The sequence below is a fragment of the Streptomyces sp. NBC_00400 genome (assembly GCF_036048035.1).
Classification (GTDB): domain Bacteria; phylum Actinomycetota; class Actinomycetes; order Streptomycetales; family Streptomycetaceae; genus Streptomyces.
The window spans coordinates 7,768,648-7,785,348 of record NZ_CP107940.1; the positions used below are offsets into that span (position 1 = coordinate 7,768,648).

At 72.1% G+C, this 16,701-nt stretch carries 16 protein-coding genes; 4 read left to right on the forward strand and 12 right to left on the reverse strand.

Features of this window, described 5'->3' with window-relative positions:
• The first annotated feature begins 68 nt into the window (after positions 1-68).
• Together OHS81_RS34175 and OHS81_RS34180 are read left to right on the forward strand one after the other, a co-directional pair.
• Positions 69-1,397: a molybdopterin-dependent oxidoreductase gene (locus OHS81_RS34175; RefSeq protein WP_328389765.1), complete on the forward strand. Its 1,329-nt coding sequence runs from the start codon at positions 69-71 to the stop codon at positions 1,395-1,397.
• Positions 1,394-2,023 carry a hypothetical protein gene (locus OHS81_RS34180; protein ID WP_328389766.1) on the forward strand — a complete coding sequence of 210 codons (630 nt, stop codon included), beginning with the start codon at positions 1,394-1,396 and terminating at the stop codon, positions 2,021-2,023. The genes OHS81_RS34175 and OHS81_RS34180 overlap by 4 nt, the downstream gene beginning before the upstream one ends.
• A gap of 54 nt (positions 2,024-2,077) precedes the next feature.
• Here OHS81_RS34180 and OHS81_RS34185 read toward each other — a convergent pair whose 3' ends face one another.
• The 4 genes from OHS81_RS34185 to OHS81_RS34200 all read right to left on the reverse strand — a co-directional run bounded on the left by OHS81_RS34185 (position 2,078) and on the right by OHS81_RS34200 (position 6,074).
• Positions 2,078-3,451 carry a hypothetical protein gene (locus tag OHS81_RS34185; RefSeq protein WP_328389768.1) on the reverse strand — a complete coding sequence of 458 codons (1,374 nt, stop codon included), beginning with the start codon at positions 3,449-3,451 and terminating at the stop codon, positions 2,078-2,080.
• A 138-nt stretch (positions 3,452-3,589) separates the two neighbouring features.
• Positions 3,590-4,090 (reverse strand): hypothetical protein, encoded by a 501-nt coding sequence (locus OHS81_RS34190; protein WP_328389770.1) that lies wholly within the window; start codon positions 4,088-4,090, stop codon positions 3,590-3,592.
• Between the two features lie 262 nt (positions 4,091-4,352).
• Entirely contained in the window at positions 4,353-5,612 is a 1,260-nt protein-coding gene (locus tag OHS81_RS34195) for a PP2C family protein-serine/threonine phosphatase (protein WP_328389772.1), read from the reverse strand.
• Positions 5,613-5,876: 264 nt separating this feature from the next.
• On the reverse strand, positions 5,877-6,074 hold the full coding sequence (locus tag OHS81_RS34200) for a hypothetical protein (protein WP_328389774.1): 198 nt from the start codon (positions 6,072-6,074) through the stop codon (positions 5,877-5,879).
• Between the two features lie 630 nt (positions 6,075-6,704).
• Here OHS81_RS34200 and OHS81_RS34205 point away from each other — a divergent pair.
• Both OHS81_RS34205 and OHS81_RS34210 read left to right on the forward strand, forming a co-directional pair.
• Complete coding sequence (locus tag OHS81_RS34205; RefSeq protein WP_328389776.1) at positions 6,705-7,388, forward strand: response regulator transcription factor; 684 nt, start codon at positions 6,705-6,707, stop codon at positions 7,386-7,388.
• Positions 7,389-7,429: 41 nt separating this feature from the next.
• Positions 7,430-8,734, forward strand: a complete 1,305-nt coding sequence (locus OHS81_RS34210; protein ID WP_328389778.1) for a HAMP domain-containing sensor histidine kinase — start codon at positions 7,430-7,432, stop codon at positions 8,732-8,734.
• Here OHS81_RS34210 and OHS81_RS34215 read toward each other — a convergent pair.
• The 8 genes from OHS81_RS34215 to OHS81_RS34250 all read right to left on the reverse strand — a co-directional run bounded on the left by OHS81_RS34215 (position 8,720) and on the right by OHS81_RS34250 (position 16,541).
• Positions 8,720-11,353 carry an FtsX-like permease family protein gene (locus OHS81_RS34215; RefSeq protein ID WP_328389780.1) on the reverse strand — a complete coding sequence of 878 codons (2,634 nt, stop codon included), beginning with the start codon at positions 11,351-11,353 and terminating at the stop codon, positions 8,720-8,722. The genes OHS81_RS34210 and OHS81_RS34215 overlap by 15 nt on opposite strands.
• Positions 11,350-12,036, reverse strand: a complete 687-nt coding sequence (locus OHS81_RS34220; RefSeq protein WP_328389782.1) for an ABC transporter ATP-binding protein — start codon at positions 12,034-12,036, stop codon at positions 11,350-11,352. Before OHS81_RS34220 ends, OHS81_RS34215 begins: the two co-directional genes overlap by 4 nt.
• The gene (locus OHS81_RS34225; protein ID WP_328389784.1) at positions 12,036-12,695 is read right to left on the reverse strand and encodes an ABC transporter ATP-binding protein; all 660 of its coding nucleotides are present in this window, start codon (positions 12,693-12,695) and stop codon (positions 12,036-12,038) included. Before OHS81_RS34225 ends, OHS81_RS34220 begins: the two co-directional genes overlap by 1 nt.
• Entirely contained in the window at positions 12,695-13,279 is a 585-nt protein-coding gene (locus OHS81_RS34230) for a hypothetical protein (RefSeq protein ID WP_328389785.1), read from the reverse strand. Before OHS81_RS34230 ends, OHS81_RS34225 begins: the two co-directional genes overlap by 1 nt.
• Positions 13,280-13,619: 340 nt before the next feature.
• The gene (locus OHS81_RS34235) at positions 13,620-14,516 is read right to left on the reverse strand and encodes a M56 family metallopeptidase (RefSeq protein WP_328389787.1); all 897 of its coding nucleotides are present in this window, start codon (positions 14,514-14,516) and stop codon (positions 13,620-13,622) included.
• Positions 14,513-14,896 (reverse strand): BlaI/MecI/CopY family transcriptional regulator, encoded by a 384-nt coding sequence (locus OHS81_RS34240; protein WP_328389789.1) that lies wholly within the window; start codon positions 14,894-14,896, stop codon positions 14,513-14,515. The genes OHS81_RS34235 and OHS81_RS34240 overlap by 4 nt, the downstream gene beginning before the upstream one ends.
• 29 nt (positions 14,897-14,925) lie before the next feature.
• Complete coding sequence (locus tag OHS81_RS34245; RefSeq protein WP_328389791.1) at positions 14,926-16,107, reverse strand: glycosyltransferase family 4 protein; 1,182 nt, start codon at positions 16,105-16,107, stop codon at positions 14,926-14,928.
• The gene (locus OHS81_RS34250; protein ID WP_328389793.1) at positions 16,104-16,541 is read right to left on the reverse strand and encodes a hypothetical protein; all 438 of its coding nucleotides are present in this window, start codon (positions 16,539-16,541) and stop codon (positions 16,104-16,106) included. Before OHS81_RS34250 ends, OHS81_RS34245 begins: the two co-directional genes overlap by 4 nt.
• Positions 16,542-16,701 lie beyond the last annotated feature (160 nt).

Sequence of the window (16,701 nt, forward strand, 5' to 3'; positions counted from 1 at the left end):
TACCTCTTGCCGCATATCTTTTCCCTGGGTGGCCGGCGGAGCCGGCCCGGAAACGGCGGAGGGATGCCATGGAGCCGCGCGACCACGACGACGGGCCGCACCACCACCCCACCGCCGGTCCTCTTCGCCGGCCAAGCGGTCCGCCGCCCGGTCCGGCACGCCCCGCGTTCTGGCGCAGCCCCCTGCGGGGGCCGTGGCTGACCTCGGTTTTCGGGCTGGTCCTGCTCGTCGGCATCCCTGTGCTCTTCGTCACCGGACTGCTGTCCTACGCCGCCTACAACCCCGATCTGGCTCCGGGCAATGACCAGACACCGGGCAAGGGCTGGCTGGGCTTCTACCTTTTCTCCTGGCCGACCAGCCCGTATTGGCTCTACCGCCTCACCCAGGGCATCCATGTCACGCTCGGTGTGGTGCTGATCCCCGTGCTGCTGGCGAAGCTGTGGTCGGTCATCCCGAAGCTGTTCTCCTGGCCGCCGCTGCGCTCACCGAGCCATGCGCTGGAACGGCTTTCGCTGCTGCTGCTCGTGGGCGGGGCGCTGTTCGAGTTCGCCACCGGCGTGCTGAACATCCAGTTGCACTACATCTTCCCGGGCTCCTTCTACACCCTGCATTTCTACGGCGCCTGGGTGTTCATCGGCGCCTTCCTCGTCCATATCGCCTTCCGTGTCCCCGTGATGGCAAAGGCCCTGCGCAGCCGCCGTCTGCGCACCCCCGCCGCCCGGACGACCAGCGAACCGGCCGACAGCACCGGGCTGGTGACCCCGCACCCCGCGCCTGTCACCACGTCGCGGCGTGGCGCTCTCGGCCTGGTGGGTGCGGGATCGCTGGGCCTGCTCCTCGTCACGGCCGGGCAGAGCATCGGCGGCTCCCTCCGCCGCACCGCGCTGCTGGCTCCGCGCGGCCAGGAGCCGGGGCGGGGGCCCAACGGCTTCCAGATCAACAAGACCGCGGCGAGCGTAGGGATCCGGGCCCGCGACATCGGCCCCGACTGGCGGCTGGTCGTACGGGGCAACGGCCGGGAGACGAGCTGCACCCGCGCACAGCTCCTCGCCCTCCCGCAGCACACGGCCGCCCTGCCCATCGCCTGTGTCGAGGGCTGGTCCACCGACGACCAGCACTGGAGTGGCGTCCGGCTGACGGACCTCGCCGCCCTCGTCGGACTGCGCCACGGCCCACCGGGCGTCTTCGTCGAGTCCGTGCAGCGCGCCGGCGCCTTCCGCTCGACGCATCTGCGCGACAACCAGGTACGCGATGCCAGATCGCTGCTGGCCCTGCGGGTCAACGGCGCCGACCTCTCCCCGGACCACGGATACCCGGCGCGCATCATCGTCCCCGCCAACCCCGGTGTGCACAACACCAAATGGGTCACCCGCCTCACCTTCGGGGACACCGCGTGAAGGGCTTCCGCGCCCGCTACGGGGCGTCTTTGCTCCACCTCCTCCTCGTCCTGTGCTCCTTCTTCCTGGCCGGGTACGCGGGCGTGCGGCTGCTCACCGGAGACACCCTCGGTGTCCTCCTCTGGTTCGTCGGCGCGGCCCTCCTGCACGACCTGGTGTTCCTGCCCCTCTACACCGTCACCGACCGCGTGGCACAACGCCTCGTCCGGCGCCCGCGCCGTCGGCGGCGCGAGGTGGAAGGTCCGGCGCCCGCGGACACTCCGCCGCCCGTGGTGGCAGGCGGGATCAACTACCTCCGGGTGCCCGCCTTCGTCGCCCTCCTGCTGTTGTTGGTGTGGTATCCGCTCATCCTGCGCAGGGTCCCGGAGTTCTCGCTGTACACCGCCCTGCCGTCCGAGGTGTTCTGGGGCCGCTGGCTGCTGATCACGGCGGCGCTCTTTGCGGCCTCCGCGGTGTGTCTGCTGATCGCCTTGTGGCGCACGTACGCGGCCGGTGCACCATCCGAGAGTCCGCTGCCTCCGGCACCACCTCCGGCACCACCCCCGTCGCCGCCACCGCCGCCTTCTCCTCCGGCTCCGCCTCCCTCGGCTCCGCCTCCGCCGGCGCCCCCGGAGCGGAAGGAGTAAAGGAGCAGGCGCGCGTGCTGCGTGCCGGTCGTCAGTGGTGGCCGCCGGCCACGGTCACCAGCCGGTCAGCAACAGATGGTTGACCAGCAGGGCGAGGAGCCCCTGCGCGGCCAGCCACCAGGAATGGAAGCGGCGTGGCAGCAGCGCACACGCGGGCAGCGTCCACACCGCGAAGGGCAGCCAGATCCGTTCGGTCTCCGCCTTGCTCATCCCGGACACATCCGCGAGCAGCAGCATGCACACCCCTGCCGCGACCAGAACGGCGAGGGCACCCCGCCCGGTCGGCGCCTCGCGCCGGATGCCGCGCACCGCTGTCCACAGCGGGCCGGCGGCGCGGCGCAGCCCGGCGACGGTGGCCAGGCCCACGCTCCCTACCTGGGCCGCCAGGTTCGCCCAGAGGAAGTAGCTGTACGGGCGTACCTTCGCGGCGCCTTGGTAGTAGCGCTCGACGAGGGTCGTATAGCCCTCCAGCCACGAGAAGCCGGCCGAGGTGAACGCCACCACCCACACCAGCGCGCCCAGAAGTACCCAGGGCAACGGGCGTACCGAGCGCGCGATCAGCAGCACCGCGGCCCCGGGGAGGACGAGCAGGGTCAGGCCGTAGGACAGGTACCAGGCCCAGCCGAACAGCAGCCCCGCGCCCAGGGCGGCAAGGCGCGGTACCCGCGTGCTCCGTGTGGCCGCCATGGACAGCAGGGCGAGGGCCCAGGCGGCCACGCCCGCGAAGTAGCCGTCGGCGCTGACGCCGATCCATACCGCCGCGGGGGCCAGCACGAGGAACGGGGCGGCCCGGCGCGCCAGTTCCTCACCCCCACACGCACGGACGGTCACCAGGACGGCCGCGGTGAGGGAGGTCCCCACGGTGAGGCACCAGGCGGCGGCCCAGGCGCCGCCGCCCAGCCCGATCCGGTCCAGGCCGACGAACGTCAGCAGCGCGCCGGGCGGATGACCGGCCACATGCGCCGGCCAGAGGCCGGGCGAGCCGACCAGAATGTGGTGGGTGAAGTCGCGCAGAAAAGCGCCCACATCGTGCACGTCGTCGACCGACTGCAGGTACTCCAGGCTTGTGGTCAGCCGCCCGGCGACGCCACGGCCCCACCCGTCCACGAGCGCGAGCGACCACGTCCAGGCCATCGCCGCGGCCCATACGGCAGGCACCAGCTCCCGCCACGGCAGACGCCGTGCGGTCGACGGGCCGTGGACCACCACCAGCGCGGCGACGGCCACCGCCGCCGGAGTGCCGGGGCCGGCGTGCGGCAGCCACCATGCGTACAACGGGGGCCAGCCCAGCCGCAGAATGCCCTCGGAACCATAAATGGTCCGGTTGATGACGCGTCCCACGACCGCCGCCAGTACGCACAGCGCCACCGCACCGGCAACCGCCCACAGGTCACGGCGGCATGCGCGCTTGCCTGCACTTGCTGTCACCCGGCCACGGTAAGTCAGCTCGTGCCGCGTACCCCGGGCGACACCGGGCACGAGGGAGCCGGCTCAAAGAGACCTGCGTGGGGGGGCGGGAGAGGGCCGAGGTTCTGACAGCGGGTGAGGGCCGGGGTACTCGTACGGTCACTTGGGGTGGATGTCGGCGGCCACGATCACGCCGTCCACAACGGTGTAGGTGCCGGCGTAGTGACGATGGGATTCATCGGTCTGTGTGGCGTCCAGCTCGACCGCAACCTTGTTGCCCTCCACCGATTCGATCGTGACGTCGAACTTCGAGACGGTGTTGAAGGACGCCACAAAGGCGTCGTACGACCGGCCCGCGATGTGCTGCCGCCCGCCGATCGCCCAAGCGGCCACGAAATCACGGTCGTTGATGACATGGAAATACGTCTGGACCACATCCGAGGGCTCGGGCGCGGGCTGACTCGGGGCGACCGCACGGTGGGCGGCCGGGGCCGAGGCCGCTGTCGTAGCCGCAGTCGTCCGGGACCGGGTGCTGTCCGCCCGGGCGGTGCCGGTGAATGCCCCGACACCGGTAAGGACCACGACAAGGGTCAGGATCACGGCGGGGAGCGCGGCAGGGAGCACGGCGTGGAAGCCCCGCGTGGTGGTTGCCGCGGACATGCGGCGTGGGCAGCCGGGCGGGCCGGCTGCGGCAGGCGGCCGTGCTGAGCAGTTCTGCGGCGCACGACGGTTCGCGCGAGAAAGCCCTGGATGCTCCGTCATAGGTCCCCCCGAGCGGTTCGAGGATCTGGATCTTCTTACTCCCATCGTGCGTGACGCATCTCGCAGCTGCATCCGCTGGTCGGGTTGCGGACTCTCGCTGACGATGCATGACTCCCGCCGTACTCGTACTCGTACTCGTACTCGTCGGCGCCCCCCGCGGTCACAGGCGGACGATGACGAGGGCGATGTCGTCGCGGGCGCCGGCGCTGACGCCTAGGCGCGTCAGCAGTGCGTCGGCGAGGCGTTCCGGACTGAACCGGCTGTAGCGGGAGAGGGCGTCGGTGAGGCGGGCGAGGCCGGCGTCGATGTCCTCGTCGCGGCGTTCGACGAGCCCGTCGGTGTAGAGGACGAGGGTGTCGCCGGAGGCATACGGGAGGCGGGCCTGCGGGCGGGGTTCGTCTTCGGAGTGGGCGCCCAGGGGCGGGTCGGTGGCCTGGTCCAGGAGCGCGTGGGTGCCGTCGGCGCGCAGCAGGACGGGGGGTGGGTGGCCGGCGCTGCTGTAGACGACCTCGTGGCGGCCGGTGTCGATCAGCGCCTGGACGACGGTGGTGGCCAGGGCCTTGTCGACGGAGCGGGCGTACAGGCCCAGCACCTTCAGCGCCTGGGCGGGCCCCTCGACGGAGCGGTCGGCGGCGCTGAGGGCGCTGCGGAGCATCCCCATGACGGCGGCGGCTTCCAGGCCGTGGCCGACGACATCGCCGACCGCGACGGCGAAGACCTCCCCGGGGAGGTCGACGATGTCGTACCAGTCGCCGCAGACGTTCAGTGAGCCGATGGCGGGGAGGTAGCGCACCGCGATGTTGCGGTGCCGGGCGAGGTCGGGGGAGTGGAGCATGGACTCCTGGAGGGTGAGCGCCACCTGGCGTTCGCGGGCGTGGGCCCGGCGCAGCTCCTCGTTCAGGTGCTGCAGCGCCCGCGCACGGACGTACAGCTCGGCCTCCATCGCCTCCTCGCGCTCGCTCAGCTGCCCGCCGGGCATCTGACGGGAGCGGCGGGAGTGCACGAACGCCGTGACGTCCTCCACCCGGTGGATGATCCATGCCACCGTGCCGTCCGGCCTGATGACGGGGGTGTTGATGGTGGACCACCAGCGCTCCTCGAACAGGCCCGGCTGGTCGGTCACGGGGATGTCGTACCGCTGGACCGCCATGGTGTCCGGTTCCCCGGAGGCCAGTACCCGGTTCAGCGAGGGGTGCAGGTTCTGCACCCCTTCGGCGTCGGGGTCGGCGGGGTTGTCGGGGAAGGCGTCGAAGACGTACTGCCCGAGCAGATCGTCCCGGGTGCGTCCGGTGGCGTGGAGGTATGCGTGGTTGACGTCGACGATCACCAGGTCCGGGTCCAGGACCAGGCAAGCGCTCGGTGTCGCGGCGAACAGCGCCGCATGATCGAGCTCCGGTCTCCTCACGGGTTCCCTGCCCATCCTCCTGCCGTGCACGGCCCCATGGGGTCAATCTAGGAGGGGCCCGGCGCCGGCGCCCGCCGGGACATCAGCGACCCGCGCCACGGCCGGGGCGGTGTCCTCCGCTCGGCCGGGGCCCAGGTGCCCGCGGCACGGCAGTGGCCCGGGTGCTGCCCGTCCTCGCGGTTCACCCGAATGGCTCCGCAGCTCCGGCTCAAGGACACGGCTGCGGAGCTGCTGAGGGGCGAATGAGCCCCTTGCGGGCTGCTCGCTCCGTCGGTGCTCTCACCCGGCGGGCACCGTCTGCTGTGCCGTGAACTGTGCGCGGAGGCTCGCGGTGTAGCGGCGCAGCAGCAGGATGGCGGTGGCGGCGAGGCCGGTGAGCAGGCCGAGCCGGATGCCGAGGGTGTGGAGTCCGGCGGCGTAGCCCAGGAGCCCAGCGGCGGGCAGGCCGATGGCCCCGTAGCCGATAAGGTCCCGCACGGGGCTCAGGTCACGTCCGGCTCCGTCGAGGCCCTCGGCCGGAACGTGTTCACGCTCGCCCCCGCCGGCCTGCGCGCCCTGTGCCGCCACCGCATCGCCTACGTCGGACAGGACCCCGGCTCCACCCTCAACTCCGGATGACCGCCGATCAGTTGCTCGCCGAAGTCGCCACCGACCCCACGCCCCGGGCCGGCGCGGCGCTGATGACCGAATGCCGACGGCTTGCGCGCCGTCGGGCCGGAAGTCGCCTTCACGCACAAGGGGCACACCCACCAGGCGCCGGCGGAGGCGGATTTCCATGCCGGCCCGGGGCGGCGAACTCCTCGGCGACGTCGGCCTCCCCGGCGACTTCGCCGCCCGCTACCCCGTGAACTGTCCGGCGGCCGGCGCCAACGCGCCTCCATCTGACAGGCGCCGGCAGGAGGGTTGCCGGGCAACTGGCGTGATCGTCTTGCCGGTACTCCCCGGCCCGCCCTGCTCCCGTGAACGAGGGCGAGGGCGCCGGGGGCGGGTTCAGGATCCGTTCAGGTCCGGCCCGGCCGGCACAGCGGTGATCCGAGCGAGCGGTGGTGTTCCGGGACAGGGCGCCGAACCCGTGCCCGCCCGGCGGGACCGCGGTAGCGTGATCGGGTGGCACGCATCATGGTCATCGAGGACGACGCGACGATCGGCAGCCGGCTCATCGCCACACTGCGCGTGCTCGGCCACGACAGCCACTGGTGCGCGGACGGCGCCGCCGCCCTGGAGGACATCGGCAGGCAGCCGGCCGACCTGCTACTCGTCGATCTGGGGCTGCCCGACATCGACGGCTTCGAACTCACCCGGCAGCTGCGCGAGCGGGCTCCGGATGCGGTACTCGTCGTGCTGACCGCCCGGACCGCGGAGATGGACGTCATCCAGGCCCTGGAATGCGGGGCCGACGACTACCTCACCAAGCCGTTCCGGCTCACCGAGCTCCAGGCCAGGGTGAGCGCCCATCTGCGGCGGGCCTCCCATGACACGAACGGTTCACCGGCGCGCCTCCAGCTCGGATCCCTGGTGATCGACCGCGCGGCACGCCGCTGCCTCACCCCCGAGGGAGAGATCGAACTGCGGCCCCGCGAATTCGACCTGCTGGTGCGGCTGGCGGCACATCCCGGGCAGGCCGTCAGCCGTGAGGACCTGATGAGCGATGTCTGGGACACCAACTGGTTCGGTCCCACCAAAACGCTGGACGTCCATGTCGCCGCACTGCGGCGCAAGCTCGGCAACCTGGTGCGGATCACCACACTGCGGCAGTTCGGCTACCGCCTCGATCACTCCCCGGGGCCCTGACACCCCCGCCGGCGAGGCGTGAAGGAGAAGGGGGACAGCCCGTGCGCCGTCGCATCCTGAGAGCAGCTCTCCTGGCCGTGGCCTGTGCGGTACTGCTCTTCGCCCTGCCGCTCGGCGCCGCCGCCCTGCGCCTCTACCAGCAAGATGAGGAGCAGGAGCTGCAACAGCTCGGCGAGCGGGTCGCGCTCAGCCTGCCCGCACAGCTCCACAACCCCCGCGACCCCATCGAACTGCCGCGGACCGAAGGCGGGACCCGTATCGCGGTGTACACACCCGACGGGCGCCGCGTCCTGGGCACCGGACCCGGTCAGGGCGACCCCCTGGTACGGCAGGCCGCAGCAGGCGACGTCCACACCCGGCGCATCGGCGACAGCCTGGTGGCGGCCGTCCCGGCGGGCGGTTCCGAACAGGTGCGGGCGATCGTGCGCGTCAGCTCACCGTCCGCTCAACCGCTGCAGCGCGCCGCGGTGACCTGGGCCGGCATGCTGGCGCTGGCCGGGATCGCCGTCGGTGTCGGTGTCCTGCTGGCCTTGCGGTCCAGCAGGAGGCTGGCCCGCCCGCTGGAGACCCTCGCCGGAACCGCCCGGGAGATGGAGGACGGCGACCTCGCGGCGCGGGCCGGGCCCACCGGACTGCCGGAAGCCGACGAGGTCGCCACCGCGCTGGCCCGCGCGGCCGCCCGCATCGAGGATCTCCTGCGGCGCGAACGGGCCTTCAGCGCGGACGCCTCGCACCAGCTGCGCACCGCGCTCACGGGAGTACGCCTGGAACTCGAATCGTCGCTGGTGTCCGGCGCCGGCCCCGATGCCGCGATCCGTTCCGCGCTGCTGCAGCTGGAGCGGATGGAAGCGACGCTCACGGACCTGTTGTCGCTGGCACGGGACGTGCCCGAACGGGCGCCGCTCGACGTCCCGGCGGTGCTCACGGACGCCGAGCGGCGCTGGCACGGGGTGCTTGCCGCCGAGGGCCGCCGCCTGGACGTGCCGGCGGAGGACGATCTGCCCCCGGCGGTCGGCTCGCAGCGGGCCGCCCGTCAGATCCTCGACGTGCTGCTCGCCAACGCCGCCGCACACGGCCGGGGAACGGTCCTCGTGCGCGCGCACGAGACCGCGGGCGTGCTCGCGATCGACGTCGAGGACGAGGGCGACGGCATTCCGGAGGGTGTCGATGTCTTCGTCCGGCGTCACGGCGAGGCCACGGGCGGGCACGGCATCGGTCTCGCGCTGGCCCGCTCACTGGCCGAGGCGGAGGGCGGCAGGCTCTTCGTCGCCCGCCCTCGCCCGCATGCCTGCTTCACCTGGCTTCTGGCGGCCCCGGCCGGGACGGCGCCGTCACAGCTCCCGTAGTTCGGTCAGCGGCGGGCGCCGGGCGTGCCGTACGGCCGCCCAGGCCGCCACCGCGAGTGCGGCCACCGTGACACCGGCCATCGCCGACAGATATGCCCAGGGGACGGCCACGTGGTCCGGCGGAGGATCGAAGACCCCGGACAGGACCTTCACAAGCATCTGCGCCAGGGCCCAGCCCAGGGCCGCACCGCAGGCCCCGCCGGCCACGGCCACCAGCGCCGCCTCGCTCCACACGAAACCCGACAGCTGCCGGCCCTTCGCGCCGAGCACCGAGGCCAGTGCGAGGGTGCGGCGCCGCTCGGCCAGACCGAGGGCGAGCACCAGACCGCCCGCCGCCGCCCCGATCACCAGGGCGAAGCCCAGCTCGACCCGGGTGAGCCCGGCGAGGTCCACCGCGGTCAGGCTGGACCCGACGACGGTGTGCGAGGTCGGCAGGTCTGTGACGTGCGCACTCGGCCCGAGCACATGCTTCACCCGGGCGGCGACCTGCCGCTGGCCGGTGCCGCCGGTGTCGGTCAGCAGGGTGCCCGCGGCTTTGCTGCCCGTGGTACGTGCGACATAGGAGGCGTTGGCGACCAGGAAGCTGTCCTTGGGGGCGGTCGGGAACTCCTTGACGACCCCTTCGAAGTGGAAGCTGATGGTGCGCAGGTGCCCGGTCCTCGCATCGGTCAGCCGGAGCCGGACCTGGTCACCGGGGTGCAGCTGGAAATCGTGCGCGGTCTCCGCACTGACCAGCAGACCGTCGGGGCGGTGGGCGAGCCGGTCCATCAGGGCGCGGGCGGTGCCTCCGGCGAAGTAGCCGTCCTGCAGCCGGCCCGCCGCTACGATGCTCGCCGGCCGCACACCGTACAGATCCTGCAGGTCGGCGCCGACGTACGCGAAGCGGTGCTGGAGCGGTTCCACATGCCGTACGCCGGGCAGCCCGGCCACCTTTCCGGCAGCCCCGGGGCCGACGGCCGGCTGGGTGACCGTGACATCCGCTCCGTTGGTCAGCACCGCGTCCACCTGGGCCTGTTGCCGGTACGTGGAGTTGAAGACGGCGGTGGAGGCGGCGAAGGCGACGGCCAGCCCCAGCAGGACCACGGAGCGCACCACGGTGCCGCTCTGCCGGGAGAGCCCGGCGGCGACCGTGCCGGACAGTGCCCCTGCGGCCGGGCGGAACAGGCGTTGAAGCACGGGCCTGCCACGTCGCAGCAGCAGGTCCGTCAGCAGCCAGGCCACCACCGCACCGCCGGCCCACAGCAGGGCGGGACCCGCGAAGGCCCAGTAGTCCACCGACAGGGTGGGGGTCCCCTCGGGGGCCAGGACCAGGGCGTAATTCGTGCCGCTCGTGGCGTGGAAGACGGCCAGCGAGCCTGCCAGCAGTGCGGCTGCCAGCGCCCACCATGCGGCACGTGGTACCGGGCGGCGCTCGATCGCCGTGCGCCCCGAGGCGACGGTGACCCGGCGGGCATCGGACCGGGCCGGCAGTAGCACGGTCGCGCCCGCCACGAGGGTGCCCACCACGCAGGCGGCCAGAGCCCAGGACAACGGAATCGTGCCGGCCTGGAACGCCGTGCGGTTCACCAGCGCGGCCAGCCCCAGTCCGCCGGCGGCGCCGAGCACCGCCACGACGGCCGCCTCCAGAGCGGCGAGGCCCACCAGCCGGCCCACGGTGGCGCCGCGGGTCCTCAGCAGCGCCTGCTCCCTGCGCCGGCGTCCTGCGCCCGCCTGGGCGACGGCCCAGGTCAGGGCCGCGGCCAGCGCGGAGCCGGGCACTCCGAGGAAGAGGAACAGCAACTGCGCGTAGAGCGCATCGGAACGGGCCGCGTCCAGGACCGCCCCGAGGTTGTCGCCCACCAGGCCCGTACCTGCCAGCTGCACCTCCGCATGGTGCGCGCTGCCACTGGCGGTGGTGTAGGCGGCGGCCGGGTCGGCGGGCAGCAGGTGGCTGCGCTGGGCGTGGATCTGGGTGTGCACCAGATCGGGTCGCGCCCGGGCGAGCGGACCGAAGACGGTGTGCCAGGTCTTCTGCGGCAGCAGCACGATGTTGTCCGGCGGCGCCGACGGCTGCGACTGGGGCGGGGCGCCCACCTTCTGGAACAGCGAGTCCGAGAGCGGCAGATCCACGACGCCGTTCACCCGCAGGGGGACGGCGGGCAGGCCGGCCCGCTTGATGCTCAGGGTGTCACCGGGGGCCGCATGCAGATTCGCGGCCGTCTGCTGCGCGAGCAGCACCCCCTGGGGCCGTCCGGCAAGCACCCGAATCTCCCCGGGGAACGTCGAAGCGTAGTCGGGCGGCAGTCCGAGCACCGCCCCGGGCCCGGTGTTCTGGCTGGTGCCTCCCGCACGGGAGGCCAGACCGCTGGTCTGCGCATATCCCACCGGCAGCGCGGCCCTCGTGCCGGCCAGGCCGCGCACGGTGGACAGCACGCCGTTTGCGTGCACGCCGTCGGCCACCTGCACCTGCCAGTCCACGGACACCGAACGCACCGACTGCGAGGTCATGGTGGCCCGGGTGGTGGACAGGAAGCCACCGAGTGCCGCCAGCAGCCCGACAGCCACCATCACTCCGAGCGCCGTACCGAGCAGCCGTCCGCCACGTACCCGCAGCAGACCGGACAGCCAGATCCTGATCATCGCGTCTCACGCTCCCGGGGCGCCCGCTCAGGCTGCACCAGTCGGCCGTCGGCCATGTACCACTGGATGCGAAGTGCGCGGGCCACCCGTGCATCATGGGTGGTCACCAGCACGGCCGCCCCCAGCGCATCGGACGCCGCGGTCAGTACCGCCATCACGTGCCGGGCGCTGTCACGGTCGAGTTGCCCGGTCGGTTCGTCCGCGAGAATCAGACGCGGCCGTCGCGCCAACACCCGTGCCACGGCCACGCGTTGGGCCTGTCCGGCGGACAACTCGTCCGGCAGCTTCGACGCCAGCGAGGCCAGTTCCAGGTCCTCCAGCGCGCTCCATGCCCGTGCCGCGGCCTCATCCTCGGCCACGCCGTCGATGCACAGCGGCAGGGACACATTCTCCGCCGCGGTGAGCGGCGGCAGCAGACTCGGCCCTTGGAAGACGACTCCGATCTGCCGGGGCACCGGCCCTCGGGCGAGACCGGGGTGGCTGACCTGCCCCGCGGTGGGGCGGTCCAGTCCTGCCAGCAGGTGCAGCAGTGTCGACTTGCCCGAGCCCGACGGCCCGACCACCGCGATCCGCGCCCCCGGGGTGATCACGCAGTTCGCACCGTGCACGGCCACCACCGCGGCCGGCCCCTTGCCGTAGGTGCGCGCCACGTCCGTACAGACCACCAGCGGCTCCCCGGCCATCACACCCACCGCCCGTCGCGCAGCCGCAGCACCCGGTCGGCGACCGCGGCCACTGCGCGGGAGTGGGTGACCACCACCATCGAGGTCCCCGCCGCCGCGCGCTCGCGCAACAGCGCGAGGATCCGCCGCTCGGTGTCCCCGTCGACTTCACCGGTCGGCTCGTCCGCAAGCACCACCGCCGGCCGGTTGGCGAGTGCAACCGCCAGACCGGCGCGCGCGGCCTCCCCACCGGACAGCTGCCGGGGCAGCGCACCGGCACGCTCTGTGATGCCCATGTGCTCCAGGAGATCCTTCGCCCCACGGTGGTCCGGTCCGGCCGAGAGCCGCTGTACCAGCCGGATGTTGTCGGCGACCGTCAGATGCTCCAGCAGATTGCCCGACTGGAACAGCACCCCTATATACCGGGCCCGCAGTCGGCTGCGGAGGTGTTCTCGCTGATGGGACAGCCGCTCGCCGGCGATGTACACCATGCCGCCGTCGGGCTCGTCGAGCCCGGCCAGACAGCTCAGCAGCGTCGTCTTCCCCGACCCTGACGGGCCTGTCACCGCGACGATCTCACCGGGTGCCACCTGCAGTCCGACTCCCTGGAGGGCGAAGGTCTCCTCCGCGCCGGCGCGGAAGAACCGGTACAGGGATTCCGCGACGAGCCGGGGGCGCATCACGACCACCGGAAGGAGTCCGTGACGGTGTGCCAGGGGTCGACATTGTCGGCGCCCACCGCGCCGGACAGCGTCAGCACCACGCGGCTGCCGTTCTTCCAGAAGACGTAGCGTTCCACCTGTTGCCGTACGTGCTTGCCGGTCACCGGGTCGGCAGCCGAGTCCGTCCGGTACGTGATCAGCACCGCTTTGCCGCCGGAGCGCTGCACCGTACCGACCTTGCCCAAGGTGAAGTGGCTACTGGCCCGCTGAAGGGCGGGCAGGTCGACGGAGCGTACGGAGTTGACGGTTGGCGGAGTCGCGGCGGAACTCTTTTCGACCTGGACGCTGTTGAACTTGTCGGTGAAGACCGTGGCATGGCCGTGCTGTTGGCGCGCCCACCCTTCGGGCACCTTCACCGTGTAACCGCCACCGGGCGGCGACCAGGACACGAACACTTGACTGTCGGGGATATCGCCCGGCGGATTCGTCTCGTGCGAGGCAGCGGACGAAGCGGGCGCTGAAGAGCCGCTGGAGGTGGAACACGCCACACCTCCGGTGGCGATCACCAAGCCGGTAACGAGCGCGGACAAGGTACGACGCATGCGGAACACCTCGACACGGGGAAGTGAGTCGGCCGGAATGCGGCCTTTCTCCCGAAACTAGAGGAGCTCCGGCCAACGCCCGGGTCGCACGGGGTGAGCGAGCGGTAAACGTTGACCGGGAGGGCCGCAGCGCACGCGCCGGATACCGCGTCACGAGGCACCCGCTCACGGGGACGGGGCGGCGGCCGCCGCCGGGAGACCCGGTCGCGGTGCGGTTGCCGCCGCGCGGTTGCCGCCCTGCTCGGCGCGCCCGTGCTTCACCTGCGTCGGCGCCGGCGGCCGGCTGGGGGCGCCCTGGCGTCAGCGCACCACGGTGCGAGGGCGCTGAGACGTAAGAGCGTCAGGGCGTGAGGGCCTGGCTCAGGAAGCGGAGGAAGTCACCGGTGGCGTCAGCGGCCCCGACGGCGGGGAGGACCGCCGAGGCGAGGACCGCAACGGCCAGCAGCCGGGTGCGGGGGAGCGGTGCGGCCTGGAGGGCTGCGACGCGGCGGGTGACCGCCAGCTGGGAGAGGTGCAGCGCGGAGGTGAGGCGGCTGCGGTGCGAGAGCAGCGCGGCGCGGGCGACCGCCCGGGCCGTGGTCTCGCGTCCGGCACCGGTCTCGGCCGCGTCTTCGTCCGCCCATCTCTCCAGCAGGAAGGTGACCGTGTCCCGGAGGGGCACGAGCACCGGGACAACCGCCGCGGCGAGGTCGGCCACCAGCCGTAGCCGGTCGTGCCGGTGACGCAGGTGGGCGCGCTCGTGCGCGAGCAGGACCCGGCGCTCGTGAGCATCCAGGCCCGCGAGCATCGCCGAGGTGACCACGATCCGGCCGACTGCGCCGGGCAGCGCGAAGGCCTGGGGAGTGGCGGAGGTGACGACGATGAGTTCACCGTCCGCGGGGTGCGTCGCGCGCAGCCGCTGCACGGTGCGCAACGTGCAGCGATGGGTTCGTACGACCCGGTAGGCCCGGTATGCGCCGCACACGAGCAGGGCGACCGCCAGTACGGCGATCACCTCGGGGACGGGCTCGGGGAGGTGCAGCCCGTTCTCCTGCGCCTCGGCCGTCACCGGCGGCGCGTCGTCCAAGAGGGTGCCGCCCAGCAGCATCAGCGCCCACACCGAGGTCGCTGCCGTCACTCCACCGGTGACGACCAGGGCCCGCGCCGCGTAGGCGGGGGCGAGCACCCGGCCCACCCCCGGGCCCGCCACTGCCAGCAGCGCCGCGAGCACCAGGGGGACGTACACATCGACCCTCATGCGTCGCCGCCCTCGCCGAGCAGGTCCCGCAGCGCCCGTTCCTCCGCAGGGCTGAGCCCGGTCACGAACTGCTGGAGCGCGGCGATGGGGTCGGGCCCGCGGTCCAGGGCCTGATGCATGACTTCGGCCGTCAGCTGCGCGGCGTTCTTGGCCGGGCGATACGCTCCGCGCCGCCCGTCGGCATCGCGTACGACCAGGCCCTTGTCGTACAGGCGCTTGAGGATGGTGTGCACCGTGTTGTAGGCGAGACCACCGATGTCCGTCTGGACCTCGGTGGGGGTCATCGGCTGTTCGGACGCCCAGAGCGCGGCGAGGACCTCGCTCTCCAGCTCACCGGAACTGCGGCGTTCGCCTTCGCCGCGGGAGTTACTGGCAACCATGACCCTCACCTTACGGTGTGTAGGGGCGCTCAGGCGATGAGCACTTCGGACCCGTGTTTGGCGTCGAGCAGGTCGGCGAAGAGCCGCTCCCACCGGGGCCGGAGCAGGTCCGTGTCGTAGCGCCGGGCGGAGGCGGCGGCCTGCTCGCCCATCTCCTTGCGCAGCGGCTCGTCCTCGATCAACCGGGACATGGCGGCGGCGAGGCGGCCGGTGTCGTCCGGCGGCACCAGGAGACCGTCCTTGCCGTCGGTGATGATCTCCCTCGGACCCTGCGGGCAGTCATAGCTGATCACCGGCACGCCATGGCTCATCGCCTCGGCGAGCACCATCCCGAAGCCTTCGTGGCGCGAGCTGAGAACGAACAGCGAGGCCTTGGTCAGCTCTTCGTCCAGTTGTGCCGTGGCGCCCATCAAGTAGACGTGGTTGTACAGGTGACGGGCGTGGATGAGGTCGCGCAGCCGCTGTTTTTCGGGCCCCGAACCGAAGATCCGCAGCTGCCAGCCGGGGTGGTCGCGTGCGACCTCGGCGAAGGCGGTGATCATCTGGTCGAATCCCTTGGACTTGACCAGCCGCCCGGCGGCCACCACGACCGGACGCCCCAGGGTCGAACGCGGGGTCGTGGTGCCGTGCAGGGGGTTGGGTATGCGGGCGATCCGTACATCGGACACGGTCAGCGCCGAACGGTAGGCGTGCTCATCGGCTGCGGTGAGTACCGTGACCGCGTCCAGCCGGGGGTAGGACTCCCGGATGGCGTCGGCGAGGGCGGCTTTGTGGTGCGCATAGTGCAGATGTTCCTGCCCCACCCTTGCCACACTCTCCGGTGCGTACTGCGCGATCAGCAGATTCAGGGCCGGCCGGGTCCCGACCACTATCCCGCCCTCCAGTGACTGGAGGTAGCGCACGATGCGGCGGTCCGTGAGCCGGTTGAACCGGTGGTAGCGCACTTCCGCCTTCGGCACCAGGCGGCTCGGCCCCCGCATGGCCATGGACTCCCAGCGCCGGCGCCAGGCGGGTGCGGCAGCGGACACATCGAGCAGCGGGCGCAGGCGTACGCGGGGGTCGAGAGCGAAGGCCGGCGTCTCCCGGCGGCGCCACACGCTGGTGATTTCCACCTCGTGGCCCGCCGCGGCCAGCGCGTTGGCCTGGCTGATCACCGTCCGTACGGTGCCGCCGACGGTGTAGGCGTTGAGCAGCAGGAAGCGGATATTCATGACGCCTCCCGACGGCAGACGACCGACAGGTTGTCCTTCACCGTGTAGTACGGCTCGATCCACATCCCCGCTACTGCCTGGGCCGGGTAGGTGAAGATCTTCTTCTTGCCCGCGATGTCGTCCAGATGACGCCCCAGCCGCAGCACCTCCGCGAGCCCGGGAAGCTTCAGGTAGAGGTCCCAGGTCTGCTCGGCCCCCGAGCAGGCGGCGGCCAGCTCATCGAGGCCGATCGACGCCTCGAACCGGCTGTCCGCTCCGGCGGCCGGCAGAAGCAGTTCCCGGCCTTTGGATTCCCGGTCGCGGACGACCAGCGTTCCGGCCTCCCACGAGTCCCCGCCCGCCACCGTTCCGCGGATGAGGATCCGGCCGTCGCGTGGCCAGATTTCCTCCACCTCCGCCTGCGCGGGCATGAAGACGGCAGTCGCTCCGTCCATCACAAGCACCTCCCACACTCCACCCTACGGGCCGTAGGGTTTCTGAACCCTACATGCCGTAGGGGGGGCGGGGAGAGGCCGATCACTTCCGGCGGGAGGGCGGGACAGGGTGCAGGGGAGCGCGGGCCGAGTATGCGCAAGAGCGCGGGGGCGGAGGCGC

Coding starts and splice junctions, on each gene's coding strand:
- OHS81_RS34225 (WP_328389784.1), bottom strand. CDS start 12,695: ATGCGCCCCCGGCTCGTCGCGGAATCCCTGTACCGGTTCTTCCGCGCC.
- OHS81_RS34250 (WP_328389793.1), bottom strand. CDS start 16,541: ATGGACGGAGCGACTGCCGTCTTCATGCCCGCGCAGGCGGAGGTGGAG.
- OHS81_RS34235 (WP_328389787.1), bottom strand. CDS start 14,516: ATGAGGGTCGATGTGTACGTCCCCCTGGTGCTCGCGGCGCTGCTGGCA.
- OHS81_RS34245 (WP_328389791.1), bottom strand. CDS start 16,107: ATGAATATCCGCTTCCTGCTGCTCAACGCCTACACCGTCGGCGGCACC.
- OHS81_RS34215 (WP_328389780.1), bottom strand. CDS start 11,353: ATGATCAGGATCTGGCTGTCCGGTCTGCTGCGGGTACGTGGCGGACGG.
- OHS81_RS34190 (WP_328389770.1), bottom strand. CDS start 4,090: ATGTCCGCGGCAACCACCACGCGGGGCTTCCACGCCGTGCTCCCTGCC.
- OHS81_RS34195 (WP_328389772.1), bottom strand. CDS start 5,612: ATGGGCAGGGAACCCGTGAGGAGACCGGAGCTCGATCATGCGGCGCTG.
- OHS81_RS34240 (WP_328389789.1), bottom strand. CDS start 14,896: ATGGTTGCCAGTAACTCCCGCGGCGAAGGCGAACGCCGCAGTTCCGGT.
- OHS81_RS34175 (WP_328389765.1), top strand. CDS start 69: ATGGAGCCGCGCGACCACGACGACGGGCCGCACCACCACCCCACCGCC.
- OHS81_RS34220 (WP_328389782.1), bottom strand. CDS start 12,036: ATGGCCGGGGAGCCGCTGGTGGTCTGTACGGACGTGGCGCGCACCTAC.
- OHS81_RS34230 (WP_328389785.1), bottom strand. CDS start 13,279: ATGCGTCGTACCTTGTCCGCGCTCGTTACCGGCTTGGTGATCGCCACC.